Annotated in this window: 22 protein-coding genes; 8 read left to right on the top strand and 14 right to left on the bottom strand. The window is 66.7% G+C overall.

Annotation, left to right across the window (positions count from 1 at the left end):
* Nucleotides 1–25 precede the first annotated feature (25 nt).
* Genes paaE through paaA form a run of 5 tightly spaced genes read right to left on the bottom strand, consistent with a single transcriptional unit; the run spans nt 26 to nt 4,046 of the window.
* A complete protein-coding gene (gene paaE / locus GXK59_RS01930) occupies nt 26–1,258 on the bottom strand; it encodes a 1,2-phenylacetyl-CoA epoxidase subunit PaaE (RefSeq protein ID WP_160663935.1) in 1,233 nt (410 codons plus the stop codon).
* 10 nt (nt 1,259–1,268) lie between these two features.
* Nucleotides 1,269–1,805, bottom strand: a complete 537-nt coding sequence (gene paaD / locus GXK59_RS01925; RefSeq protein ID WP_160663933.1) for a 1,2-phenylacetyl-CoA epoxidase subunit PaaD — start codon at nt 1,803–1,805, stop codon at nt 1,269–1,271.
* 2 nt (nt 1,806–1,807) lie between these two features.
* Nucleotides 1,808–2,716, bottom strand: coding sequence for a 1,2-phenylacetyl-CoA epoxidase subunit PaaC (gene paaC / locus GXK59_RS01920; RefSeq protein WP_160663931.1), 909 nt, complete (start codon nt 2,714–2,716; stop codon nt 1,808–1,810).
* A complete protein-coding gene (paaB, locus tag GXK59_RS01915) occupies nt 2,713–3,018 on the bottom strand; it encodes a 1,2-phenylacetyl-CoA epoxidase subunit PaaB (RefSeq protein ID WP_024367847.1) in 306 nt (101 codons plus the stop codon). Before paaB ends, paaC begins: the two co-directional genes overlap by 4 nt.
* A complete protein-coding gene (gene paaA / locus GXK59_RS01910) occupies nt 3,015–4,046 on the bottom strand; it encodes a 1,2-phenylacetyl-CoA epoxidase subunit PaaA (RefSeq protein ID WP_160663929.1) in 1,032 nt (343 codons plus the stop codon). The genes paaB and paaA overlap by 4 nt, the downstream gene beginning before the upstream one ends.
* 187 nt (nt 4,047–4,233) lie before the next feature.
* Here paaA and GXK59_RS01905 point away from each other — a divergent pair, with 187 nt between their 5' ends.
* Entirely contained in the window at nt 4,234–4,824 is a 591-nt protein-coding gene (locus GXK59_RS01905; protein ID WP_160663927.1) for an arsenate reductase/protein-tyrosine-phosphatase family protein, read from the top strand.
* Between the two features lie 86 nt (nt 4,825–4,910).
* Nucleotides 4,911–5,990 carry an LCP family protein gene (locus tag GXK59_RS01900; RefSeq protein WP_237393746.1) on the top strand — a complete coding sequence of 360 codons (1,080 nt, stop codon included), beginning with the start codon at nt 4,911–4,913 and terminating at the stop codon, nt 5,988–5,990.
* Nucleotides 5,991–6,044: 54 nt separating this feature from the next.
* Here the strand turns inward: GXK59_RS01900 and GXK59_RS01895 are convergent, their stop codons facing one another.
* Both GXK59_RS01895 and rfbB read right to left on the bottom strand, forming a co-directional pair.
* Nucleotides 6,045–7,454, bottom strand: coding sequence for a sugar nucleotide-binding protein (locus GXK59_RS01895; protein WP_160663925.1), 1,410 nt, complete (start codon nt 7,452–7,454; stop codon nt 6,045–6,047).
* A gap of 3 nt (nt 7,455–7,457) precedes the next feature.
* Nucleotides 7,458–8,456, bottom strand: coding sequence for a dTDP-glucose 4,6-dehydratase (rfbB, locus tag GXK59_RS01890; RefSeq protein ID WP_160663923.1), 999 nt, complete (start codon nt 8,454–8,456; stop codon nt 7,458–7,460).
* Nucleotides 8,457–8,522: 66 nt separating this feature from the next.
* Between rfbB and rfbA the strand changes: the two genes are divergently transcribed.
* Nucleotides 8,523–9,395, top strand: a complete 873-nt coding sequence (gene rfbA / locus GXK59_RS01885) for a glucose-1-phosphate thymidylyltransferase RfbA (protein WP_160668934.1) — start codon at nt 8,523–8,525, stop codon at nt 9,393–9,395.
* Nucleotides 9,396–9,449: 54 nt separating this feature from the next.
* On the opposite strand, the gene GXK59_RS01880 is transcribed toward rfbA, so the two are convergent.
* The 3 genes from GXK59_RS01880 to GXK59_RS01870 form a co-directional block, all read right to left on the bottom strand.
* The gene (locus GXK59_RS01880) at nt 9,450–9,815 is read right to left on the bottom strand and encodes a hypothetical protein (protein WP_160663921.1); all 366 of its coding nucleotides are present in this window, start codon (nt 9,813–9,815) and stop codon (nt 9,450–9,452) included.
* 253 nt (nt 9,816–10,068) lie between these two features.
* A complete protein-coding gene (locus tag GXK59_RS01875; protein ID WP_160663919.1) occupies nt 10,069–10,428 on the bottom strand; it encodes a hypothetical protein in 360 nt (119 codons plus the stop codon).
* Nucleotides 10,429–10,483: 55 nt separating this feature from the next.
* Complete coding sequence (locus GXK59_RS01870) at nt 10,484–10,717, bottom strand: hypothetical protein (RefSeq protein WP_160663917.1); 234 nt, start codon at nt 10,715–10,717, stop codon at nt 10,484–10,486.
* A gap of 168 nt (nt 10,718–10,885) precedes the next feature.
* On the opposite strand from GXK59_RS01870, the gene GXK59_RS01865 reads away from it, so the two are divergent.
* A complete protein-coding gene (locus tag GXK59_RS01865; RefSeq protein WP_160663915.1) occupies nt 10,886–12,304 on the top strand; it encodes a GTPase in 1,419 nt (472 codons plus the stop codon).
* A gap of 11 nt (nt 12,305–12,315) precedes the next feature.
* Here the strand turns inward: GXK59_RS01865 and GXK59_RS01860 are convergent, their stop codons facing one another.
* The gene (locus GXK59_RS01860) at nt 12,316–12,834 is read right to left on the bottom strand and encodes an RNA polymerase sigma factor (RefSeq protein WP_202129043.1); all 519 of its coding nucleotides are present in this window, start codon (nt 12,832–12,834) and stop codon (nt 12,316–12,318) included.
* A 122-nt stretch (nt 12,835–12,956) separates the two neighbouring features.
* Between GXK59_RS01860 and GXK59_RS01855 the strand changes: the two genes are divergently transcribed.
* The 3 genes from GXK59_RS01855 to GXK59_RS01845 all read left to right on the top strand — a co-directional run bounded on the left by GXK59_RS01855 (nt 12,957) and on the right by GXK59_RS01845 (nt 17,019).
* A complete protein-coding gene (locus GXK59_RS01855) occupies nt 12,957–13,322 on the top strand; it encodes a hypothetical protein (protein ID WP_160663911.1) in 366 nt (121 codons plus the stop codon).
* Nucleotides 13,306–14,997, top strand: a complete 1,692-nt coding sequence (locus tag GXK59_RS01850; RefSeq protein WP_160663909.1) for a hypothetical protein — start codon at nt 13,306–13,308, stop codon at nt 14,995–14,997. The genes GXK59_RS01855 and GXK59_RS01850 overlap by 17 nt, the downstream gene beginning before the upstream one ends.
* 171 nt (nt 14,998–15,168) lie before the next feature.
* Nucleotides 15,169–17,019, top strand: a complete 1,851-nt coding sequence (locus GXK59_RS01845; protein ID WP_160663907.1) for an Hsp70 family protein — start codon at nt 15,169–15,171, stop codon at nt 17,017–17,019.
* A gap of 45 nt (nt 17,020–17,064) precedes the next feature.
* Here the strand turns inward: GXK59_RS01845 and GXK59_RS01840 are convergent, their stop codons facing one another.
* Nucleotides 17,065–18,102 carry a S1C family serine protease gene (locus tag GXK59_RS01840; RefSeq protein WP_160663905.1) on the bottom strand — a complete coding sequence of 346 codons (1,038 nt, stop codon included), beginning with the start codon at nt 18,100–18,102 and terminating at the stop codon, nt 17,065–17,067.
* Between the two features lie 375 nt (nt 18,103–18,477).
* Here GXK59_RS01840 and GXK59_RS01835 point away from each other — a divergent pair, with 375 nt between their 5' ends.
* The gene (locus GXK59_RS01835; protein ID WP_160663903.1) at nt 18,478–20,694 is read left to right on the top strand and encodes a S9 family peptidase; all 2,217 of its coding nucleotides are present in this window, start codon (nt 18,478–18,480) and stop codon (nt 20,692–20,694) included.
* A 171-nt stretch (nt 20,695–20,865) separates the two neighbouring features.
* Here the strand turns inward: GXK59_RS01835 and GXK59_RS01830 are convergent, their stop codons facing one another.
* Nucleotides 20,866–21,441 (bottom strand): GNAT family N-acetyltransferase, encoded by a 576-nt coding sequence (locus tag GXK59_RS01830; RefSeq protein WP_160663901.1) that lies wholly within the window; start codon nt 21,439–21,441, stop codon nt 20,866–20,868.
* A 59-nt stretch (nt 21,442–21,500) separates the two neighbouring features.
* Nucleotides 21,501–22,670: an acetate kinase gene (locus GXK59_RS01825; RefSeq protein ID WP_160663899.1), complete on the bottom strand. Its 1,170-nt coding sequence runs from the start codon at nt 22,668–22,670 to the stop codon at nt 21,501–21,503.
* Between the last annotated feature and the right edge of the window lie 179 nt (nt 22,671–22,849).

The following is a 22,849-nucleotide window of genomic DNA, read 5'->3' as shown; positions in this document are numbered from 1 at the left end:
TCGGGGCGGGAAGCGGGCTGGGCTGCTAGACGTCGAAGTCGACGGTGACTTCCGGCGTGGTGGGGTGGGACTGGCAGGTGAGCACGTAGCCCTTGTCCAGTTCGTCCTGCTCCAGCGCGTAGTTCTCGTCCATGGTGACGGCACCGGTGACCACTTTGGCGCGGCAGGTTCCGCAGACGCCGCCGGCACACGCGAACGGCACGTCCGGGCGGACCCGCAGGGCCGCGTTGAGGATCGATTCGCGGGCGTGCGTGGGGCTGGCCACCTCGCCCTGGAGTCCGTCCAGCTTGAACGTGATCTTGTACGTGGCCTGGGACTCGTCCACAATCACGGGGCGGCCGGCGTTGCCCTCGGGGCGGTCCGGCTTGCCGGTGGTGAACAGTTCGAAGCGGGTGTGGTCCGGGTTGACGCCGCGCTCGGCCAGGGTGTCCCGGCACAGCTGGACGAGCTCGAACGGGCCGCACAGGAACCACTCGTCGACGTCGTCGGCGTGGATGGCGGTTCCCAGCAGGGCCTGCAGCTTCTCGGCGTCGATCCGGCCGCTGAGCAGCGGGGCGATGCGCTGTTCGCGTGAGAGCACGTGGTGCAGGGCGAGCCGGGCGGGGTACTTGTCCTTGAGGTCGGCAAGTTCCTCGAGGAACATCACGTCCATGGCGGCCTTGTTGGCGTAGACCAGGTCGAAGCGGGTTTCCGGGTGCGCCGCGAGCAGCGTCCGGGCAATCGCGATGACCGGGGTGATGCCGGAACCGGCGGCGATCGCGACGAAGGAGCCGGGCTCCCCCGCGAGCGCAGTTTCCATATCCTGCGGATGGTTCATCGAGGTCATCAGGTTCTGCTCTTTGCCGTCACGGCCGTGCTTGGACACGAACGCGCCCATCGGGCTCATCACGTCCAGGACGTCGCCGGCCTTGAGCTCGGCGTTCGCCCAGGTGGAGAACAGCCCGCCCAGGTCCTTCTTGATGGCGACCCGGATTTCGCTGCTGCCGTCCGCGAAGCTCCGCGGTTCGGCGCAGATCGAGTAGCTGCGCCGGATTTCCTTCGGCTCGCCGGACTCATCCCGGAGGGTGGTGCGCAGGGCGACGTACTGGCCCGGGAGGTAGTCGAACTGGCCTGCGAGCTCAGCGGGGACCCCGAAGGTCACCTCGATCGCGTCATCGGTGAGCCGGCGGACCTCATCCACCGTCAGCGGGTGGAAGGACGCGCGACGGCGGCCGGTGGCTGCAGCCGTTTCAGCGGCGGTCTGGCGGACAACAGGCATGAGTGCTTCCTTACAAAACTTTGAAGTAGTCGAACGGTTCCTTGCAGTCCTGGCAGACGTACAGCGCCTTGCAGGAGGTGGAACCGAAGCGGGTGAGTTCCTTGGTGTTCAGCGATGAACACTGCGGGCATTTGACCGCGAGAGACAAGCGGACCGGCCCGGCATGCCGGACTGGTTTCCCATCAACAGCAGTGTGGCCCGACGGCGGGGCGATGCCGTATTCCTGCAGCTTGGCCTTGCCGGACTCGGTCATCCAGTCGGTGGTCCACGCCGGGGAGAGGACCAGTTCGACGCGGACGTGCGGGTATCCGGCAGTGTGGAACGCCGCCGTCAGGTCGTCCCGGATAGCGTCCATCGCGGGGCAGCCGGAGTAGGTCGGCGTGATGGTGACCTGGACGGCGGGAACCTGCCCGCCGTCGTCGAACAACTGGACGTTCCGGAGAATCCCCAGGTCCGCAACCGTGAGGACGGGGATTTCCGGATCGCAGACCGTGGCCGCGATGTCCCAGGCCTTCTGCTCGGCCGTCTTGGTGTCCATCTCAGGCATGGTTACCAGCTTGCTCCGGGGTACTCGCGGGCGAGCACCTGCATTTCGGCGAGGAGGTAGCCGAGGTGTTCGGAGTGCAGCCCCTTGCGTCCGCCGCCGGGGGCGGGCTGGACCTTGGGAACGTCGAGTTCGGCTGCGGCGAGGACCTCGCCGGTGAGGCGGTCGAAGTCGGCGCGCAGGCTGGAGGGCTCGACGGCGGCACCGGACTCGCTGAGGCGGGCGGTGAGCTCGTCGTCGCGGAAGAGCTCGTCGACGTAGGGCCAGATGACCTTGAAGCCGTGGATCATCTTCTCGCGGGACTCGTCCGTGCCCTGGGCCAGGCGCAGCACCCACTGGGCGCTGTGGTCGCGGTGGTAGTCCACTTCCTTGACGGCCTTGGCGGCGATGCCGGCCAGGGTGGCGTCGGTGGACTGCGTCAGTCGGCGGTAGAGCTCGAACTGGTAGTAGCTGACGACGAACTGGCGGGCGATGGTGACGGCGAAGTCGCCATTCGGGATCTCGAAAATCTCGACGGACCGGAACTCAGGCTCGCGGCGGAAGTACGCGAGGTCGTCCTCGCTGCGGCCGTCAAGGCCGCCGGCGTAGCTGAGGAAGGACCGGGCATGGCCCAGCTGGTCCAGGGCGATGTTGCCGAGGGCGATGTCCTCCTCGAGCTCCGGGGCGCGGGAGATCCAGTGGCCGAGCCGCTGCGCGAGGATCAGGGCGTCGTCGCCCAGGCGCAGGGCGAACTCGGCGACGTCCTCGCTCGGCTTCGCGGTGCCGCGGCTGACGGCGAGGGCGATGTCCTCGGGGCGGAGGGCGTTGCCGGGGGTGATGCGGGTGGCGCTGGCAGTGGCCTCGCCGCTGCCGCTGGCTCCCTTGACCCCGACGGAGATGTCCCCGTGGCCGGCCGTTTCAGGTGTGGTGCTCACAGGTGCTTCACGCCCTCGCTCTTGGTGTAGTACGTCGCGTGCCGGTAGTCCTTGCCCTGGGGCGACTCGAAGAACGAGCCCTTGGCGTCCGGATCGCTGGAGGCGATGGCGTCCGCCGGGACAACCCAGATGGACACGCCTTCGTTGCGGCGGGTGTAGAGGTCACGGGCGTTGCGCAGGGCCATGGCGGCGTCCGGGGCGTGCAGGGAGCCGGCGTGGACGTGGGAAAGGCCGCGGCTGGAGCGGACGAAGACTTCCCAGATGGGCCAGACGTTTCCTGCGTGCGGTTCGGGGGTGGTCATGCTGCGGATTCCTTTTCTGCTTGCTTCCGGCTCTGCTTTTCCGCGTAGGCGGCGGCGGCTTCGCGGACCCAGGTGCCGTTGTTGTGTGCTTCGCGGCGCCGTTCCAGGCGCTGGGCGTTGCAGGGGCCGCGGCCGGCGAGGACCTCGTGGAATTCATCCCAGTCCAGCGGGCCGTGCTCCCATTTTTTGGTTTCTTCGTTGAAGCGGATGTCCTTGTCCGGGAGGGTGAGCTCCAGGACCTTGACCTGCTCCATCATCATGCCGACGAAGCGGTTGCGCAGTTCGTCGTTGCTGAAGCGCTTGATGTTCCAGGCCATGGACTGCTTGGAGTTGGGCGAATCGTCATCCGGCGGGCCGAACATCATCAGGGCAGGGGCGTACCAGCGGTTCACAGCGTCCTGGGCCATCTGCTTCTGCTCGGGCGTGCCGTGGGAGAGTTCCAGGAGGATCTCGAAGCCCTGGCGCTGGTGGAAGGACTCTTCCTTGCAGACCCGGACCATGGCACGGCCGTACGGGCCGAAGGAGGCGCGGCACAGCGGCACCTGGTTGGCGATAGCGGCGCCGTCGACCATCCAGCCGATGGCACCCATGTCCGCCCAGGTGCGGGCGGGGTAGTTGAAGATGGAGGAGTACTTGGCCTTGCCGTCCATCAGGTCCTGGTTCATCTGGTCGCGCGGCTGGCCGAGGGTTTCGGCGGCGGAGTACAGGTACAGGCCGTGGCCGGCCTCGTCCTGGACCTTGGCCATCAGGATGGCCTTGCGCTTGAGGCTGGGGGCGCGGGAGATCCAGTTGGCTTCCGGCTGCATGCCGATGATCTCCGAGTGCGCGTGCTGCGAGATCTGGCGCAGCAGGGTCTTGCGGTACGCCGGGGGCATCCAGTCGCGGGGTTCGATCCGCGAGTCATCCGCCATGACTTTGTCGAAGTATGCCTGGCCTTCAGCGTCACGCCGGGCCACATCTTCGAGGCTCTGTTCGTGCCGTGCCGCTGTCGGCTCTCCGGGCACTGACTGCAGGGTCTGCGATGCCATGGTTGCTCCTATGCATTTCCGATAAATAATTACCGACCGTTCGTTCAGGATATGCGGAAGGCGGGAGATGCGTCAAGCACCACGGCGCTCCGGTTGGGGGTGTTCGCCGGTGCCCGCCGCGGCCCCCGTGTTAAGTTGGAGCCTCCGGGTCACGATGATCCGCCCCCTCTCCCGAAAGAGCCTCCACGTGGAATCGCCGCACCCTGTTCGCATCCTGACCGTCTGCACGGGCAACATCTGCCGCTCACCGGTCGCCGAGCGGCTGCTGCAGGCGGGACTGGACCAGGTGCAGCCCGGCGGCTTTGTGGTGCGCAGCGCCGGAACCCGGGCCATGGTGGGCGACCCGATCCAGCCGCCCTCCGCCGAGATCATCAGGACGTACGGCGGGACCCCGGACGGCTTTGCGGCCCGCCTACTGACGCCAAGAATCCTCAGGGAGTCCGACCTGGTGCTGGCGATGACCGCCAAACACCGCGGCGACGTGATGCAGATGGACGCCTCCTTGCTGAAGCGGACCTTCACCATCCGTGAATTTGCCCGGATGCTGCAGGTCCTGGAACAGCGCGACGCGCCGGCCGCCGCCGTCGACCTTCCAGCGTTCTGGCGGGAACTTCCCGCCCGTGCGGCCTCCGTGCGGCACCTGGCGCTGGCCCCGGAGTCCGCCGACAACGACGTCGTGGACCCCTACCGGCGCGGGCCGGAACTGTACAACCAGATGGAGGACGAGCTGGCCCCGGCCATCCTTGCCATCCTGCGGTTCGCCCGCCAGCACAGCTGACCGCTTTCCGCCACTGTTTTTTTGCCACCGTTTTTCGCCATCGCGCCGGACGCCCGATTGGCTGATGGCGGTGGTAGTGTCCGGCCATGGGAACGACGCCGGAACCATCAGAAGCAGCCGCAGGCCCAGCCGCGGCACCGGGCGGAATGCACCGCCGTCGGACAATTGTCATCGCCGTCATTACAGGGCTGGTGGTCCTCGCGGTGGCCACTGCGGCGTTCCTCCTGAACCGGCCCCGCACCGAAACCGCGGCCCCGGTGCAAACGTCCGCCCCGGCGCCGGAGACATCACCCGCCCCGACGCCGACTCCCACACCGACCCCCACCCCGGATCCGCCGCCCACCGCACTGAACATCCTGCTGATCGGCAGCGACAGCCGCGTGAACGAACGGGCCGTCGCGGCCTCCGGCGGAACCTCCGACCAGCGCGGTGACGCCCTCGTCTTCATCCATCTCCCGGCCGACCGCCAGAGTGTCTACGGCATCTCCATCATGCGCGACCTCTGGGTGGACATCCCCGGCTACGGGGCAGCCAAGGTCAACGCCGGGCTTGAGCTCGGCGGGGTGCCGCTGATGACGCAGACGGTGGAATCCCTGCTGGGCCAGCACATCGACCACACCGTCATGCTGGATTTCCAGGGTTTCGCCGCCATGACGGATGCCCTCGGCGGCGTCGACGTCGACATCAAGCAGCCCTTCCAGGGCACCATCGACGACTACGTGTATTTTCCAGCGGGGGTGAACCGGCTCACCGGTGCGCAGGCGCTGTCCTTTGTCCGGGAGCGCAAGGCGTTCGCGGACGGTGACTACCAGCGGGTCCGGAACCAGCAGACCTTCCTCAAATCCGTGATGGCCAAGATGGCGGCTGAAGGCGGGCTGTCGGACCGCAACACCGTAAAGCAGCTGGTGACGACCGTCCTCCCCCACGTCACGGTGGACCCGGGGCTGACGGTGGAAACGCTGGAACGGCTCGCGTTCAGCCTGCGCAGCACGGCCCCCGGGAACGGCGTGTTCTTCACACTTCCCACCGCCGGCACCGGGACCAGCAGGGACGGCCAGTCCATCGTCGTGCAGAACCCCGCAGCCACCGCCGCCGTTGCCGCCGCGCTGGCCTCCGGGACCCTGCCCGACTACATCGCCGCCAACGGGCTGCAGAACGGCAACTGAGTTTGTCCGGGCGCCTGCGGCGGCGCCAGGTGCAGCGCTGGCCAGCCGGGAGGTCTACTCAGCGAGGTAGTCCGCGAGGGCCTGTTTCGCGTGGCTCGGCTGGAACTCCGTTGCCTGGATCCTGTCCAGGGGCAGCACACTGTTGAGGGGCCGTGGAGCCGCCGTTTTGCCCCGGAAGTACTCCTCGGTGCTGACGCCTGTCACCGCTGTGCGTGTTCTCCCGGAGAGTTCGTAGACGTCGGCGGCGATGTCTGCCCAGGTCTGTGGTTCGCCGTCGTTGCTGAGGTTGTAGGTGCCGTATTCGGCGCCCGTTTGGAGCAGGTGCCGGATGCCGGCGGCGATGTCTTCGGTGAAGCTGAGCCGGCCGATCTGGTCGTTGACGACGGACGGTTCGATGCCGCGTTCGGCCAGCGAGGCCATGGTGCGGACAAAGTTGCTGCCGTCGCCGATCACCCAGCTGGTCCGCACGATGTAATGGCGCGGCACGACGCTGACGACGGCGTCAGCCGCCGCTTTCGTCTGGCCGTAGACGCCCAGCGGGGAGAACGGTTCATCCTCGGCGTGGACCTCACGGGTGCCGTCGAAGACGTAGTCCGACGAGACGTGCACCAGCGTGAGGTCGTGGTCGACGGCGGCCCGGGCCAGCCGGGCGACGGCGGTGACGTTGACCGCCCAGGCAGCCCTGCGGCCTTCACGGGTCTCGGCGGCGTCAACGGCGGTGTAGGCGGCCGCGTTGATGATCGTGGCGTAGTTCGTCCAGTTCCGGGCGGTAAACGCATCCTCGTCGCTGAGGTCGAACTCCGCCCGGCCGGCGAACTCAACGGAAGGGTCGCCGTCGTAGAGTTTCCGCAGTGCCTTGCCGAGCTGGCCGTCGGCGCCGACGACGAGGGTCTTCTTCGGCGGCATCGGGGTAACGTCCGCGAGCCGGGGGTGGTTCTTGTCCTTGTCCGAGAGTTCGGCCTCCTCCAGCGGGACCGGCCAGGCGATCGCGGCGGTCTCGTCGGCGAGGTTCAGGAAGGTGTACTGGCCCTGGGCGTCGGCGGACCAGTGGTCGTTGACCAGGTAGGTGTAGGCGGTGCTGTCCTCGAGGGTCTGGAAGCCGTTGCCCACCCCGCGGGGGATGAAGATGGCCTGGCTGGCGTCGAGCTCGGCGGTGAACACGGCACCGAACGTGGGGCCTTCGCGCAGGTCAACCCACGCCCCGAAAATCCGGCCGGTGGCGACGGAAATGAACTTGTCCCACGGCTCGGCGTGGATGCCGCGGGTGGTGCCGGCCTTTTCGTTGAAGGAGATGTTGTTCTGCACCGGCCGGAAGTCCGGCAGCCCGAGGGCCACCATCTTGTCCCGCTGCCAGTTCTCCTTGAACCAGCCCCGGTTGTCGCCGTGGACCGGAAGGTCGTAGAGGACGACGCCGGGAATCGGGGTGTCGTGCGCGGTGAGCTGTTTCGAGAACTCGATCGGCATAATCTACTGGCCCTGTTCCGTGTACTTGGCTTCCGTGGCGGCCTTCTGCGGACGCCACCAGTCCTCGTTGTCCCGGTACCAGGCGATGGTGTCCTCGATGCCGGCGTCGAAATTGGAGAAGCGCGGTTCCCAGCCGAGCTCGGTGCGGAGCTTCGTGGAGTCGATCGCGTAGCGCAGGTCATGGCCGGGCCGGTCCACGACGTGGTCGTAGGCGTCAGGTGCCTGGCCCATGTGCTTCAGGATCAGTTCGACGACGTCCTTGTTGCTCTGCTCGCCGTCGGCGCCGATCAGGTACGTCTCCCCGATCCGGCCCTTGGCGATGATCGCCAGGACCGCGGAGGAGTGGTCATTGGCGTGGATCCAGTCCCGGACGTTCTCACCCTTGCCGTAGAGCTTGGGGCGGATCCCGTCGATCACGTTGGTGATCTGACGCGGAATGAACTTCTCCACATGCTGGTACGGGCCGTAGTTGTTCGAGCAGTTGCTGATGGTCGCCTGCAGCCCGAACGAGCGCACCCAAGCACGGACCAGCAGGTCCGAGCCCGCCTTGGTGGAGGAATACGGGCTGGAGGGGTTGTACGGGGTGTTCTCGGTGAACCGTTCCGGATCATCGAGCTCCAGGTCGCCGTAGACCTCGTCCGTGGAGATGTGATGGAAGCGCTTGCCGTGCTTCCGGGCCGCCTCGATCAGCGTGTACGTGCCGATGATGTTGGTATCCAGGAATGGGCGGGGATCCTGCAGGGAATTGTCATTGTGCGACTCCGCGGCGTAATGGACCACGACGTCGACTTCCGCCACGAGTCCGTCCACCAGGGCGGCGTCGCAGATGTCGCCCTGCACGAACGCGAAGCGGTTCTCCGGAAGACCTTCCAGCGACGCCCGGTTGCCGGCGTAGGTGAGCTTGTCCAGGACGGTCACGTGCTCGTCGGTGTTCTCAAGTACATAGTGGACAAAGTTGGAACCGATGAAGCCGGCGCCGCCGGTCACGAGAAGTCGCTGCATGCTTTCCATCGTTCCACAGCAAGTCAGATTTGGTTGAACAAGAAACCGCAGTGGAAGATGGGCGTCATGCGCGGAATTATCCTCGCCGGGGGGACCGGTTCAAGACTTCATCCGATTACGTTGGGCATCAGCAAGCAGCTGGTTCCGGTATATGACAAACCGATGATCTATTATCCGCTGTCCACTCTGATGCTGGCTGGGATTCGGGACATCCTTATTATCACCACTCCCCACGACGGTGACCAGTTTGAGCGCTTGCTCGGTGACGGCAGCCGGTTCGGTGTCAGCATCACCTACAAGCAGCAGCCCTCCCCGGACGGGCTGGCCCAGGCCTTCGTGCTTGGCGCCGAACACATTGGTGACGGGCCTGTTGCCCTGGTGCTGGGCGACAACATCTTCTACGGCCACGGCATGGGCACTCAGCTGCGCCGCTTCGCGAACATCGATGGCGGCGCCGTCTTCGGCTACTGGGTCGCGGACCCCTCTTCCTATGGCGTGGTGGAATTCGACGATGCGGGCAAGGCCATCTCGCTGGAAGAAAAGCCTGCAAATCCCCGGAGCCACTATGCGGTGCCCGGCCTCTATTTCTACGACAACGACGTTGTGGAGATCGCCCGGAACCTTAAGCCGTCGGCCCGCGGCGAGCTGGAAATTACAGACGTGAACCGTGTTTATCTGGAACGCGAGAAGCTTCAGGTGGAGATTCTTCCGCGTGGATCCGCGTGGCTGGACACGGGAACCTTCGATTCCCTTAACGAGGCCTCCGAATTCGTGCGCACGGTTCAGAAACGCCAGGGACTCTCCATCGGCTGCCCCGAGGAAATCGGCTGGCGTCTCGGGTTCCTGAGCGACGACGAGCTCCGCGAGCGCGCCGAGCCCCTGGCCAAGAGCGGCTATGGCTCCTACCTGCTCGGGCTGCTGGCGGACGGCGGCAACTAGGAGAGGGTGCCCACATGGTGCGCACCCTCTCAAGCTGATCCCCCGAAGCCTGGCTTAGAAGGCCCTGTAACCGGCGTAGATCAGAGTCAGTTCAGGTCCCGGGTCTGTGGCGGGGCCCACCACCGTTGGCCCTCCGTACTTGCCGCCGTCCTCGACGGTCTGAGCCGAACTGTCGATGACGCCGTCGCCATTGGAATCCCAGAACCTGGCACCGAAGGTTCCGTCTTCGTTGTTGTCACCGATGACGAGCTCCAGGAAGCCGTCTTGATTGGCGTCTGAGGCATAGTGATCGATCACGCCGTTGAAGTTGATATCGAAGGCATAAGTATCGAAGATGCCGTCGCCGTTGGCGTCGCCGGCGCCCAGGTCGCCCATGCCGTCGCCATTGGTATCGATGAATATAAATCCGTCGAGTGACATGATGTTCTCCTTCTGAAGGGGAAGCGGGGGCTTCCTTTGCCTGTTTGCTGATGACTATTAGAGGTCGCGGAACCGCTTAAAGTTCCCGCAAACGAGCGTCATTTTCCGGGAACTTTCCGGCCCTCGGCAGCATCAAACTGACAAGAGTGTGCCTGCACTGTCCACGCGTGCGGCGGCACTGCTCCGGCGGAAAGCTCCGGGCACAGCGAGAGGGTGCGCACATGGTGCGCACCCTCTCGGTTGTCCATTGGGGTTAGGGGCCCCTGAACCCGGCCTGGAAGAGAGTCGGTGACGGGTCAGTGGCCTGCCCGGCCTCCGATGATCCCGGGTCGGTCCCGTCCTGGCTGACGGTCTCAAGGAAACTGTCCATGACGCCGTCGCCGTCCGAATCCCAGATGGCGGACTCGAAGACTCCATCTTCGTTGTTGTCGATGAAGACGCTGTCCAGGAAGCCGTCCTGGTTGGCATCTTCGGCGTACTGATCGACCACGCCGTTGAAGTTGCTGTCGAGGGCATAGGCATCGAGGATGCCGTCGCCGTTGAGGTCAGCGCCGCCGAAGTCTCCGAGGCCGTCGCCGTTGGTATCGATGAATGTAAAAGCTTCCAGTGACATGATGCTCTCCTTAAGAATGGGAAGGGATGTGCTGATGCGTTTATGACTGCTGCGACTAGTAGTAGAGAACGGTGTCGATGTAGCCGTCACCGTTCATATCCACCTGCTCCTGATCCAGCCAGCCGTCTTCGTTGAAGTCGTAGCCGATGGTTTCGAAATACCCGTCGAAGTTGTCGTCCTTCAGGAAGACGTCCGCGATCCGGTCGCCGTTGGTGTCGCCGGCGATCCAGTCGACCCAGCCGTCGCCACTGCGATCTACTTCCGCGAGAACTGTTGCGTTGACGTACATGATGATCTCCTTATGTAGTGGAAGCTCTTGCTCCCTGTTTTGCTGATGGTGATTAGAGGCCCCGGGCCCCCGAAAAGTTCCCAAAAAGAAAATTGGATCTTCCGGGAACATTTCCGCCGCCGCGGGCATCAAACGGATAAAGACGTCCACCCGAAAAGAGGTTCGGCCATGAATGCTCCCGAGGGCCATTCGGGCCTTCGCTCCAGCGCGGAGCAGTTGCTGGACGACGTCGATACGCTGCTGGGGCTGTCCGGCGGCCGGGTGATTGCCGATTTCCGGACCGCGCTCCGGCGTCCGGCCGTCATTGCGGTGACGGGCCGGGTGAATACGGGCAAGTCGACGTTGGTGAACAGCCTGATCAGCGCCAAACTGGCGCCCACCTCAACGCAGGAAACCACCGCGTTGCTGTGCCGCTACGTCTACGGTTCGCCGGCCCGCGCCGAAGCCGTGCTGGACACCGGGAATGTGGTGCCGGTACCGCTCACCGGATCCGGGCCGGTCCTGGAAGATATCCCCCCCGAGACCATCGATTACCTGCAGGTCCACGTGCAGGCGGCCGTGCTGCGGCCCGCCACAATCGTGGACACCCCCGGGCTGGGCTCGGCGGCGACGGACAATTCGCGCCGGACCGAGGCCCGGATGCTGGGGGGCACAGATCCGGACAGCCCCGACGCGCTGCTCTACCTGGTCCGGGACTCCTTCCGCCCGGACGATGAGGAATTCATTGCCCGGTTCAAGGCCCGCCCCGGCGCCGGACCGGGGCGATCCACCGTGGTTGGTCTCGTGGCACACGCCGATAACTTCGGCGGCGGCCCGTGGCACGGGGCGGAGCCGGTGGACCAGGCCCAAACGGCCGCAGCCGAACTTTCCGGCAGGATGCCGCAGCTCACCGCCGTGCTTCCCGTCTCGGCCCTGCTCGCCGAAACGGTGCAGACCGGGGCGCTGCGCGAACAGGACGTGCGGAATCTCCGCCTGCTGCAGGGAGCGGACGATCTGCGTCTCCAGTTCGCCGACCAGCTGGGCGCTCCCCCGGAGGTGTCCGGGGAGGATTTCCTGCGGCTCACCGGACTGATCGGACCGTACGGAATCAGATATGGAAGGGAGCAGTGCGGATCTGCCGGGCAGCTCACCCGGTGGCTGCACGAACGGTCCGGACTGGCAGCGCTGGAACGGACCCTGCAATCGGCGGTGATCGGCCCGACGGAAAGTGCCCGCGTGGACGGGATGCTCACCGGCCTCCTGGCTGCAGCGCGCTCCCGGTCCTGGCCCGCTGACGCGCGTCGCCTGATCGAAGCGGCACGGCATGCCCCGGCCTTTCACCGCCTGCACGAGGAAGCCGCGCTGGACCTGCTGAAAGCGGACGCCCCCGGGCATGAAATGGTGGCGGTGCTGCAGGGCCTTACCCGGGATGATCCGGAACTGGACGGAGTTCTGCCGGATATTTCCGGAAGCAGCGGCTACCTGGGGCTGGCCGCCCATTATCAGTCGATGGTTTCCACCGCATCAACGGGCGCAGAGGCCCGGGCTGCCAGGGTCATCGCCCGTTCCCTGCTGATCCGTTCCGGAACTGCCGGGAGCCGGCCATGACGGGCGGGAGGTTACGCAACACCGGAGGTCACGGCGGCCTCGAAAGCCTGCCGTGCGCGGCTGATCCTGGTCTTCACCGTGGGCACCCCCACGCCCTGGTAATCGGCGATCTGCGCATACGTGAAGTCACACAGCTCCCGCAGCACCAGGGCCACACGGAAATCCGCCGGCATGGTCTTCATCGCCTGCTGGACCAGGTCAGCCTCCGCGAGCCTTTCGGCGAAGTCGCGTTCCGGGGAGTACGTCTCGTCCACCTCGACCTCGGTGCTCTTCCTGGCCCGGACAATGGTCAACGCCGCGTTGGCCGCAATCTTGTAGACCCACGTCCCGAAGCCGGACTCGCGGCGGAAATTCCCCATCCCGCGCCACGCAGCCAGCAGGGTGTCCTGCAGGGCGTCCTCGGCGTCGTAGGTGTTCCCGGTGATCCGCAGGCAGACCGACCAGATCATGGTCCGGGACTCGGTCACCAGGGCCTCAAAAGCCTTTTCATCGCCCCGGATTGCGGCATCCAACAGCTGCCTCTGGGCCACGGTCGCGTCCATGCGTCCCCCACTCGGGTTCAGGTCGCCGTGCCCCCCGCACTAGCCGATATTAGGGCCACTATAGACCCGCACAAAATGTTCGACCACCCTTACACAGGAGGAAGAGGAAAATGAGCCACGAAGTCCCTGAAATCTCGCTGAAAGAAATGCTGCTGGTTCCCGAAGGGCCGCCGGCCGCCGTCTGGGAACGCGCGTTGGAGGCCACCTTCGCCGCCGGACAGGAGGACGGCCCGGACGGCGCCTCCCCCGCCGTCGCCGCAGCCGCCGTCGGAATCGATCCAGACGCCGACTTCGACGCCGACGACCATGACGGGGATGATCCAGACGCCGACGACGATGATCCCGGCGGGGACGGGGGGCCGGGATACGGCTTCGCGGCCACGCCGGATCAGCCGTTCGACGGCGACGAGTCCGGCTCCGATGGCTGGAACTCCGGGGACGAGGCCCCAGGCGACGGCGATGACGTCCAATACTGAGGTCCCGCAGCTTGCCGCCCTGGCCTCGGCCCGGGCAGTGCTCAGCACCTCTACCCGCCTGCTGCGCTCGGTCGGATATCCCGACGCCGCCGACCGGGCCATCCGGCAGGCCACGGACGTCGGCCACGCTCCGGTCGTCGTCTTTCTCGGCGAGAGCGGCCGGGGGAAGACCTCACTGGTCAACCTGCTGGCACCCGACCTGGCGGGCCGGGATGCCGACGCAGCAGGAGAGGCCCTCTACCGCCTGGTTACGCCGGACACGGCCGGAGGAAAGGGGCTGCTCGGTGACGCGGTCCTGCTCGATGCCCCGAGCCCGGGAGGCCTGGACGCACCCCAGTCGCAGCTCAACCTGAAGTTCCTGGAAGCGGCATCGCTCGCCGTTTTTGTCACTGACGCCGGCGCCCAGCTGTCCAGCGGCGAGCTGGCCTACCTGGAACAATGCTCGGCCCAGGTGGAATCGCTGGGCATAGTCATCACCAAGACTGACCTCTTTCCGGGCTCCTGGCAGAACGTCGCCGCCGGCAACGCGGCCCTGCTCCGGGCGCGGATTCCCCGGCTCGCGGACACGTTCGTGCTTGGCGTTTCGCCCGTCACTGCTGCGGCTGCGGCCACGGCCACGGATCCGGCCGTGCGCGACCAACTCCTGGCCGCCTCCGGACTTTCCCGCTTCGTGGAGGCCTTGAAAACGGAACTTGCCCACGCCGGCCTGGCCCCCACAGCCAACGCGCTCCGCTTGGCGCGGACAGCGCTGGACGGCTACCGCCGGGCCCGGCTCACCCAACTGGCTGTGGCCGGTGCGCCGGCAGAAACCCGGGCGGGAATGCTGGCCGAGCGGCAGCGGTTCTCGGAGCTGAAGGAGGAGCAGCAGCGCTGGGCCCTGGACCTGGAAAGGGACCTCGGGGAACTCCGCGCGGGTGTCCTGCGCAGCGCCGCCGCGGCGTTTGACGACTGGATCTCCCTGTGGCGGAACCGGATCCAGGCGGCCCGGGGACTCCGGGACCAGAAAAAGATGCGTCAACTGAGCAGCGACATGATCGCTGAACTCCTGGCACTGCGCGCCGACCTCATCGCGGAAGCCGAGGAGCGGCTGGCCATTCTCACCCACGGATTCTTCCGCGAGGTTCCGCTGCCGGCGGTGCTCAACGAGCTACTCAGTGCCGCCGGTGCCCCCGCCGACCAGCCGCACCTTGGCAGCGAGCGGCGCGGGGCCGGCTTCGATCCCACCGTGGTGATGTCGGTGGTGATGGGATCCAGCATCGGAACCTCCATCGCCGGCCTGCTCGGTGTCGCCGTGTCGGGCGCCGCCGTTCCGCTGGCAGTCGCTGGAGCCGGCGGCTGGTTTGCGTTCAACCGGTACTACCGCCAGAACGTCTTGGAGCGAACCCGGCTGCAGGCGGAAGTCCCTCGACTCGCCCAGCTGGAACGCGCGGTGATTGCGGACTATCTGGACGCCCGGGTGCGCAGGCTCAAGCCCGAGCTGGTGGTCACTTACCGCACCCAGCTGCAGGCATCTTTGGGCGGACTTCAGCAGCTCATCCAGGAGAGCCAGGCCCAGGAACGGCTCTCTGCCGAGGAGTCGCAGCGGCGCATTGAGGAACTCCAACGCGAAGTCGCCACGATCGACAAGCAAGTCGCGGAAATCGATGAGAGCCTGGCACACCTCCATCACCTCTGACCTGCACCACGGTCAGGGGCCTGCACCACGGTCAGGCTGCCCGGGACTACCGCGATGCACGGATGCGGGAGCACACTATGGGTTGGGGACCGGCGATTCCCGCCCCGGGTTCGCCCTGGCGCCCTGCCCCGGCTACTCACGTGCGGGGGAACGTGGACTTAAGGAGCCAACATGGAGGAAATCCCCTGGCGATTGGCCATCGACTTCGGGACCTCAAACACGGCAGCCGCCGTCGCGCCGGCAGCCGGCAGCGCTCTTGTTCTCAGGCTGGGCACGCGCTCGGACGCCATCCCTTCCTGCGTGGCCGCCTACAACGGTGAGATCCTCACGGGCGACGCCGCACGCCAAATCGCGGGCATCTACCCCGCGGCGTTCGAACCGACGCCCAAGCGCCGCCTCGGCGAGGATGCGGTGGTGCTCGGCGACGCCGTCTTCGATCCGGTCGACCTCGTCGCAGCGGTACTGCGGTTCGTCGTCGGACAGGCCATCCGCTTTGTGGGCGGCGGGTTCCCGTTCGAGGTGGTCCTGACCCACCCGGAGTCCTGGGACGAATACCTGAAGGGCCGCCTGTCCGCCGCCGCGGTGAAGGCCGGCATCCCGGAAGAAGGCATCGTCCTGATGGCCGAACCCATCGCGGCCGGCTGGCACTATGCGGCCAGCTCCGACGTCGGCGTGGGCGCGCACGTGGCCGTGCTGGATTTCGGGGGCGGCACCTGCGACGCCGCAGTGCTGGAATTCGCCGAAACCCCCGACGGGCGGGCCTTTCGCGTTGTGGCCTCGGCCGGCATCGACCCCCTGGGCGGGCATGACTTCGATGCACAACTGGAGAACTGGGTCTACGCACAGCTCGCCGCCGAAGGAAAGACGAACCTCCTGCAGGGCCTGGCGTCAGAGCGTTCCAGCGCCGACAAAGCCGCGCTGAAGGACCAGGTGCGGGAAGCCAAGCATGCCCTGAGCTTCCACGGGGCGGCTCCCATCGGTGTCCGCTCTGGCGGGCACGAATGGGTCTGCACCGTGACCCGCGCCGAGTTTGAGCAACTGATCGACGGCCAGATCGGCCGTGCCGTGGAACTGGTCCAGCGGGTCATCCAGGAGGCGCTGCCCTCGTCCCAGCAACTCCACCGGGTCTACCTCACCGGCGGGTCCAGCCACATCCCGGCGCTTCAGGCCCGGCTCGGGGAAATCCTGCCGATGAAACTGGGGTTGATGGGGGATCCCAAACAGATCACCAGCGTCGGGGCACTGGAGGCGCCGGCGTCGAGCGGGATCTCTGCGGGCCCTGGAGGAAGCGCGGACGCTGCTCTTGGCGGGGCCGACGGCGCGGGTGCCGGTGACGGTGCGGACCAGCCGGGTGCCGCCGTCGGGCATCAGCGTGCGGATGTTCCAGCCGCCCCTCCACGCGGCAGGAAGCCGTCGCGGCTTACCAAGCGGATCCTGATCGGAGGCGGCGTGAGCGCGGCAGTGGTGCTGCTCGGGACCGCGATCGCGCTGGCGGGCGGTTTCCCTTTCCCGCCCAATCCCCTGTCCAGCGCCACGTCCCAGGCGCCGACGTCCAGGAAGTGCGCGGGCGAGGTGCGGCCCAGACTGACGGACGGCGAATGCACCCTGCTCACCACGGCAGCCTCCCGCGGCCAAGTGTCCCCGGACAGCTGCGCGCCGAACAAGAACCTGGTGGCAGCGAGTTTCGGACTTGTTTGCGAGCCACCCGCCGACAGCGGCTTCAACGCCATGGAGAAACCGCAGATCTCCGTCTACGGATATGCCACCGCAGACGCGATGAACGCCGCGTTTGATGACCTGGTCCAGCAGTACGGGGCAGCCGAACGGGCGCCGGAGAACCCACCGGGCTGGCAGGACTGGTCACGGGGGGACTCGGCGGTCAAGGGCCGGATCCTGGGTGCCTCGAAGGACGGGGAGAACTACCTGGTGTGGAATGACCAGGACTCGCTCGTGGAGTACCGGGCGGTGTCCGCCGGCGCGGATGTGCCGAGGCTGCACGAGTGGTGGACGACGAAGTGGTAACGCCCGGCCGGGTGCCCGGCCGGGTGTCAATCGGTGCGATGCCTTTCAGTGCTTGCCCGGGACAACGAATTCAGCCTTGAACGGAGTGCTGAATTTTGAGGGTTCCGAGAGGAGATACAACCCTTCGACCTCGGCTGCCGAGCCGGGAAGAATGGACTCGGAAATAGCGCACATCTCGGCGATGGTGTAGGTGGACGTGTTCTGGAACTTCGTCACCAGCATGCCGGACTGGATCCCGGCCTTGCTGGCTCCCGAGCCCGGGGTGACCGCCTTGACGTACAGGCCGCCCTGCACGCCCGCCTTGGCCAGCTGCGCGTCAAGAGCAGGGCCCTTGACGCGGTCCAGGGACTTGAAGTAGCCGGGGTAGTACTCCTCGACCGCCCATCCCATGTTGTTGGGAGACTCGCCCTTGAGCAGCTTGTCCACGATCTCCCGTTTGGCCGAGTCAATGGCGATCGAATAGAACTGGCCCTGCACGGGCGCGCCCGGCGTGCCTGGATTAGTCAGTGTGTTGATCCCCACCAGCCTGCCGTGGTGATCGAGCAAGGGGCCGCCCGAATTGCCGTAGTTGATGGTCGCCCCGTGCTGGATGGTGTCCTTGTATTCGGGCAATCCCGGGGGGCGGGCCGCCACGTTGGTCGCGTTGACGAGGCCCGAGGAAATGAGCAGTTTCTGTTCCGAGGGGCTCTGGGTCAGGGTATCCGGATAGCCAAGAACAGTGACGGTGTCCCCGGGTTTGACGTCAGCGGAGTTGCCGAAAATGACAGCATCGGACTTTTCCGGCAGCGGGGAGGAGAAGTGGACCACGGCAATGTCAGAGCACGGGTCCGACCCGATGACGTGGAGCGCAGCTTTCTCGCCGCTGTTGAAGCGACCGGAAATCGCGGCCAGGCCCTCCACGACGTGCGCGTTGGTGACACCCATGCCTCCCTCCTTGTCGACGAGGAACCCCGTGCCGAACCCCAGGAAGTCGTCCGGGCGGCGCCCCTCGATGGCGAAGACCGCCTGTTCGCCGACCCCATAGATCTGCTGCGGGGACATGTCCACCGGATGATCGCTCCCGTGGGGCAGGGAATCGGCCATGATGAGGCCGCCGTCCTTGTGGTGGGGGATGTCCGTTGCCGGTGCTGCGGCTGCACCCGATGCTGGTGCCGTGCCGGAAGCGGTGGGTGAGAGTGTCGGGTTGCTGGCGTTCCCCGATTGGCACCCTGTGACGAGTACTGCTGTGGCCGCTAACGCAACTGAGATCTTGCGAAACGACCGGCCGTTCATGTGTGGCTCCATGATTACCTCCTCGTTACTTGTTCGTAACCTCCCCCAGGCGGTAGCTCATTATCACGCATTTGGACTAATGGGCAACATAGCTTCCGCGACACGCCCCAAAATCTTCGGCTGCTCGCTGCCGGGGCGAACCCTGGGCATCGGTTCTTGGCCCCCGCGGGGCGGTAGATTGGAGCCATGACCCAGACTCCCGTGCAGCCGTCCCCGCAGCCCCCCGTGGCCAAGAAAATCCCTGCCGTCCGCACGCACCACGGTGACGCCTTCGAGGACAACTACGAATGGCTGCGGAACAAGGAATCCCCGGAGGTCGTGGAGCTGCTCAAGGCCGAGAACGCCTACCAGGAGGCCGTGACGGCCCACCAGGAACCGCTGCGCGAGGCCATCTTCCAGGAGATCAAGGGCCGCACCCAGGAGACGGACCTCTCCGTTCCCAACCGCAAGGACGGCTGGTGGTATTACACCCGCTCCGTGGAAGGGAAGGAGTACGGCATCCAGTGCCGCGTCCGGGCCCAGGACACCGGTGACCGCATCGCCGACTGGACTCCCCCCGCCGTCGAGGTCGGCGTCGACATCCCCGGCGAGGAGATCCTGCTGGACTGCAACGTCGAGGCAGAGGGCAAGCCTTTCTTCGCCGTCGGCGGCGCCGCCGTGACCATCGACGGGAACCTCTACGCCTACGCCGTGGACAACGCCGGCGACGAGCGGTTCACGCTGCGCATCAAGGACCTGCGGACCGGGGAGCTCCTTCCCGATGTGATCGAGAACGTCTTCTACGGCATCTCCTTCTCCCCCGACGGCACCCGGATCTTCTACACCGTGGTGGATGACGCCTGGCGGCCCTACCAGGTCAAGGCCCACGTCCTCGGCACGCCCGTCGAGGGGGACGTGGTCATCTACCAGGAGGACGACGTCGCCATGTGGCTGGGCTTCGAGCTCTCCGCCGACCGGCGCCACCTGGTGCTGGGCATCGGCTGCTCGGAATTCAGCGAGACCCGCCTGCTGCGCTTCGACGCGCTCGACGCCGGACTCAGCACCGTGATCTCCCGGGACGAGCGCATCCTCTACGAGGCCGAGCCGTTCCTGCTGGCCGACGCCGCAGGGAAGCAGGCCGAGGCCATCGTCCTGACCCACAACAGGGACGCCATCAACTCCATGGTCTCCCTCGTGGACCCGGCCGAGCTCGCCAAACCGCTCGCCGAGCAGCACTGGACCACCGTCGTCGAACACTCCGACCAGGTGCGCGTCAACGGCGCCGGGGTCACCTCGACGCATCTGGTGGTCTCCATCCGCAAGGACACTATCGAGCGCGTGCAGGTCCTGCCGCTGGCCGGCCTGGGCACGCCGGAGCAGGGCGCGCCGGTGGAGCCGGCCTTCGAGGAGGAGCTCTACACCGCGGGCGTCGCCGGCTCCGACTACGAGGCCCCGGTAATCCGGATGGGCTACACCTCCTACTTCACGCCGTCCCGGGTCTACGACTTTGTGCTGCCCACCGCGGAGCTGCCCGCCGGCGAACTGCTGCTGCGCAAGGAAAGCCCCGTCCTGGGCGGCTACTCGGCCGCCGACTACGTCGCCACCCGCGAGTGGGCGGTGGCGTCCGACGGGACCCGGATCCCGCTTTCGGTGCTGCGGCACGCCTCGGTGGCCCGCGATTCCACGGCGGCCGGGCTGGTGTATGGCTACGGCTCCTACGAGATGAGCATGGATCCCAGCTTCGGGATCCCCCGGCTCTCCCTGCTGGACCGTGGCATCGTGTTCGTGATCGCCCACATCCGCGGCGGCGGGGAGCTGGGCCGGCACTGGTACGACACCGGCAAGAAGCTGCAGAAGAAGAACACCTTCACGGACTTCATCGCGGCCACGGACTGGCTGGCGCAGTCCGGCTGGGTGGACCCGGCACGGATCGCGGCCATGGGCGGCTCGGCCGGCGGCCTGCTGATGGGCGCCGTGGCCAACCTGGCACCGGAGAAGTACGCGGCGATCGTGGCGGCCGTCCCGTTCGTGGACGCCCTGACCACCATCCTGGATCCCGAACTGCCGCTCTCGGCGCTGGAGTGGGAGGAATGGGGCAACCCAATCACCGACCGCGCCGTGTACGAGTACATGAAGTCCTACACCCCGTACGAAAACGTCCGCGCGGTGGCCTACCCCAAGATCGCGGCGGTCACCTCGTTTAATGACACCCGGGTGCTCTACGTGGAGCCCGCCAAGTGGGTGCAGCGGCTGCGCGAACTCAACACCGGCAGCGAGACGATCGTGATGAAGATCGAGATGGAGGGCGGCCACGGCGGCGCCTCGGGCCGCTACGTGCAGTGGAAGGAACGCGCGTGGGACTACGCCTTCGTCGCCGACTCCCTGGGCGCCAAGGAACTCTTGCCGGGGGCCGGGGTTAAGTAAACTCCCCATCGATTGCTCCGTAACCGCCCTTTTGAGCCCTCATAAGGGCGGTTACGGAGCAATCGATGGGACGGGCGGCGAGGGCGTTCCCGGCCGCGCGACCTGGCGCTGGCTGAGCACGCCCTTTGCCAAAGATGGACGGAATGGGACCACCCGTTCCGGCCATCTTCGTCAGTCCGTTGAGTCCTTCGCCTGCTGCCGGGACTTCCACTCGTCCGCGAGGATGGCGTAGACGACTTCCGTGGCCCACTGACCCTTGTAGTGCCACTTGTCCACCTGGGTGGATTCCAGCCGCATGCCGAGGCGTTCGCACAGCGCCGCGGAGGCCGTGTTGAGCGCATCCAGCTTGGCGTCGATCCGATGGAAGCCGAGCTCCTCGAAGCCCAGCTTCAGCAGCGCACCGGCGGCCTCGGACGCGATGCCCTTGCCGCGCGCCGCCGGGGCGAGGCTCCAGCCGATCTCGGCCTGCCCGCAACCCGGCAGCCACTTCAGCACAACCTCGCCGAGCAGCCCCGGCGAGTCCGCGGCCTCGATGGCCAGGCAGATCCAGTCGCCCTCCTTCTCGAAGACGAAGTTGGCGTACTTGCCCACGGACTCCATGGACTTGGTGTAGCTCTTCGCCTCCCCGGGCAGGAACCGGGCGGTCTCGGGCAGCGAATGATAGGCGTGGTACGCGTCCAGGTCCCCGGCCTCGAAGCGGCGCAGCACCAGCCGTTCGGTGCGGAGGGGCAAGTTCAGTTCCGTCATGGCCCAAGGCTACCCATCGGTTGCTCCGTAAGTGCCGTTTTGGGCCGCCAAAAGGGCCGCTACGGAGCAGTCGATGAGGGGGTGACGACGGCAGCCGTGGCCTCGGCAATGGCGCGCTCCTCGTCGGTGGGCACCACGAGCACGGGGATGGCCGAGGTCGCCGAGGAGATCACCCGGGGTTCCTTCGAGCGTTCGCGGTTGAGGCCGGCGTCGAGCTGCACGCCCAGGGCACCCAGCCGCTCCGCTACAAGGGCGCGGAACTGGTGCGAGTTCTCCCCGATCCCGGCCGTAAACACGAGCGCCTTCGCCCCGCCGACGGCCACGTGGTACCCGCCGATGTACTTCGCGAGCCGGTAGGACGCGACGGCGAGCGCCATGGACGATTTGGCGTCGCCGGCTTCGGCGGCCTCCACGACGGAGCGCATGTCGTTGTTGCCGGCCAGGCCCTTGAGCCCGGACTGGCGGTTGAGCATGGCATCGAGGTCCTCCGGGGACCAGCCGGCCCGGCCAAGGAACACCAGGATGGACGGATCCAGGTCACCGGAGCGGGTGCCCATCACGAGGCCCTCCAGCGGGGTGAAGCCCATGGACGTGTCCACGGACTGGCCGCCGCGGATCGCCGTGACGGAGGCCCCGTTGCCCAGGTGCGCGATGACGGCGTCGAACTCGTCCAGCGGGACATCCAGCAGGGCCGCCGCCCGGTGCGCGACGTATTCGTGCGAGGTGCCGTGGAAGCCGTAGCGGCGGATCCCGTGGTTGGTGTAGAGCTCCTCCGGCACCGCGTAGCGCCAGGCGTGCTCCGGCAGGGTGCGGTGGAAGGCGGTGTCAAACACGGCGACCTGCGGCATGTCCGGCCACTTCTTCGAGATCGCGCGGATGCCCAGCACGTTCGCCGGGTTGTGCAGGGGCGCCAGCGGGTTGAGCCTCTCGATGGCCCGGGTGATCTCGTTGTTGATCAGCACCGGCGCGGAGAAGCGCTCCCCGCCGTGCACGACCCGGTGCCCGACGGCGTCGAGCGTCCGGCTCCCCAGCGCGGCGTGGATCTCAGCATCTACCTGTTCCAGTGCCTCGGCGTGGTCGCGGGGGCCCTCGATCTGGCCGTCGCCCTCGCCGCCGTTGCCCATCCCGATCTTCTCGACCAGCCCCTCGGCGAGCACGCTGCCGGCCTCGACGTCGCGGACCTGGAACTTGAGCGAGGACGAGCCTGAGTTGATGACGAGGACGAGCATGGGGCCTCCTATGCCTTGGCTGCTGCGCTGACCCCGGAGGGCGCGTCGGGACTGGCATCACGCCGGAGCCTGGCGGAGCGCTCCCTGGGTTCCACTATAAATTGCCGGGCTGGCGAAGCCGCCACTCCGTTGCGCAAGCCGCGGCGGGCGCCTAGAGTCGGCGGACCAACTGGACAAAT

This window comes from Pseudarthrobacter sp. ATCC 49987 (genome assembly GCF_009928425.1).
Classification (GTDB): domain Bacteria; phylum Actinomycetota; class Actinomycetes; order Actinomycetales; family Micrococcaceae; genus Arthrobacter.
This window is presented reverse-complemented; position numbering and strand designations above follow the sequence as displayed.

What these genes read in the sequence shown, in the direction of transcription:
- paaE (WP_160663935.1), bottom strand. Translation starts at nt 1,258, where the DNA reads ATGCCTGTTGTCCGCCAGACCGCCGCTGAAACGGCTGCAGCCACCGGC.
- paaD (WP_160663933.1), bottom strand. Translation starts at nt 1,805, where the DNA reads ATGCCTGAGATGGACACCAAGACGGCCGAGCAGAAGGCCTGGGACATC.
- paaB (WP_024367847.1), bottom strand. Translation starts at nt 3,018, where the DNA reads ATGACCACCCCCGAACCGCACGCAGGAAACGTCTGGCCCATCTGGGAA.
- paaA (WP_160663929.1), bottom strand. Translation starts at nt 4,046, where the DNA reads ATGGCATCGCAGACCCTGCAGTCAGTGCCCGGAGAGCCGACAGCGGCA.
- GXK59_RS01900 (WP_237393746.1), top strand. Translation starts at nt 4,911, where the DNA reads ATGGGAACGACGCCGGAACCATCAGAAGCAGCCGCAGGCCCAGCCGCG.
- GXK59_RS01895 (WP_160663925.1), bottom strand. Translation starts at nt 7,454, where the DNA reads ATGCCGATCGAGTTCTCGAAACAGCTCACCGCGCACGACACCCCGATT.
- rfbB (WP_160663923.1), bottom strand. Translation starts at nt 8,456, where the DNA reads ATGCAGCGACTTCTCGTGACCGGCGGCGCCGGCTTCATCGGTTCCAAC.
- rfbA (WP_160668934.1), top strand. Translation starts at nt 8,523, where the DNA reads ATGCGCGGAATTATCCTCGCCGGGGGGACCGGTTCAAGACTTCATCCG.
- GXK59_RS01880 (WP_160663921.1), bottom strand. Translation starts at nt 9,815, where the DNA reads ATGTCACTCGACGGATTTATATTCATCGATACCAATGGCGACGGCATG.
- GXK59_RS01875 (WP_160663919.1), bottom strand. Translation starts at nt 10,428, where the DNA reads ATGTCACTGGAAGCTTTTACATTCATCGATACCAACGGCGACGGCCTC.
- GXK59_RS01870 (WP_160663917.1), bottom strand. Translation starts at nt 10,717, where the DNA reads ATGTACGTCAACGCAACAGTTCTCGCGGAAGTAGATCGCAGTGGCGAC.
- GXK59_RS01865 (WP_160663915.1), top strand. Translation starts at nt 10,886, where the DNA reads ATGAATGCTCCCGAGGGCCATTCGGGCCTTCGCTCCAGCGCGGAGCAG.
- GXK59_RS01855 (WP_160663911.1), top strand. Translation starts at nt 12,957, where the DNA reads ATGAGCCACGAAGTCCCTGAAATCTCGCTGAAAGAAATGCTGCTGGTT.
- GXK59_RS01850 (WP_160663909.1), top strand. Translation starts at nt 13,306, where the DNA reads ATGACGTCCAATACTGAGGTCCCGCAGCTTGCCGCCCTGGCCTCGGCC.
- GXK59_RS01845 (WP_160663907.1), top strand. Translation starts at nt 15,169, where the DNA reads ATGGAGGAAATCCCCTGGCGATTGGCCATCGACTTCGGGACCTCAAAC.
- GXK59_RS01840 (WP_160663905.1), bottom strand. Translation starts at nt 18,102, where the DNA reads ATGGCCGATTCCCTGCCCCACGGGAGCGATCATCCGGTGGACATGTCC.
- GXK59_RS01835 (WP_160663903.1), top strand. Translation starts at nt 18,478, where the DNA reads ATGACCCAGACTCCCGTGCAGCCGTCCCCGCAGCCCCCCGTGGCCAAG.
- GXK59_RS01830 (WP_160663901.1), bottom strand. Translation starts at nt 21,441, where the DNA reads ATGACGGAACTGAACTTGCCCCTCCGCACCGAACGGCTGGTGCTGCGC.
- GXK59_RS01825 (WP_160663899.1), bottom strand. Translation starts at nt 22,670, where the DNA reads ATGCTCGTCCTCGTCATCAACTCAGGCTCGTCCTCGCTCAAGTTCCAG.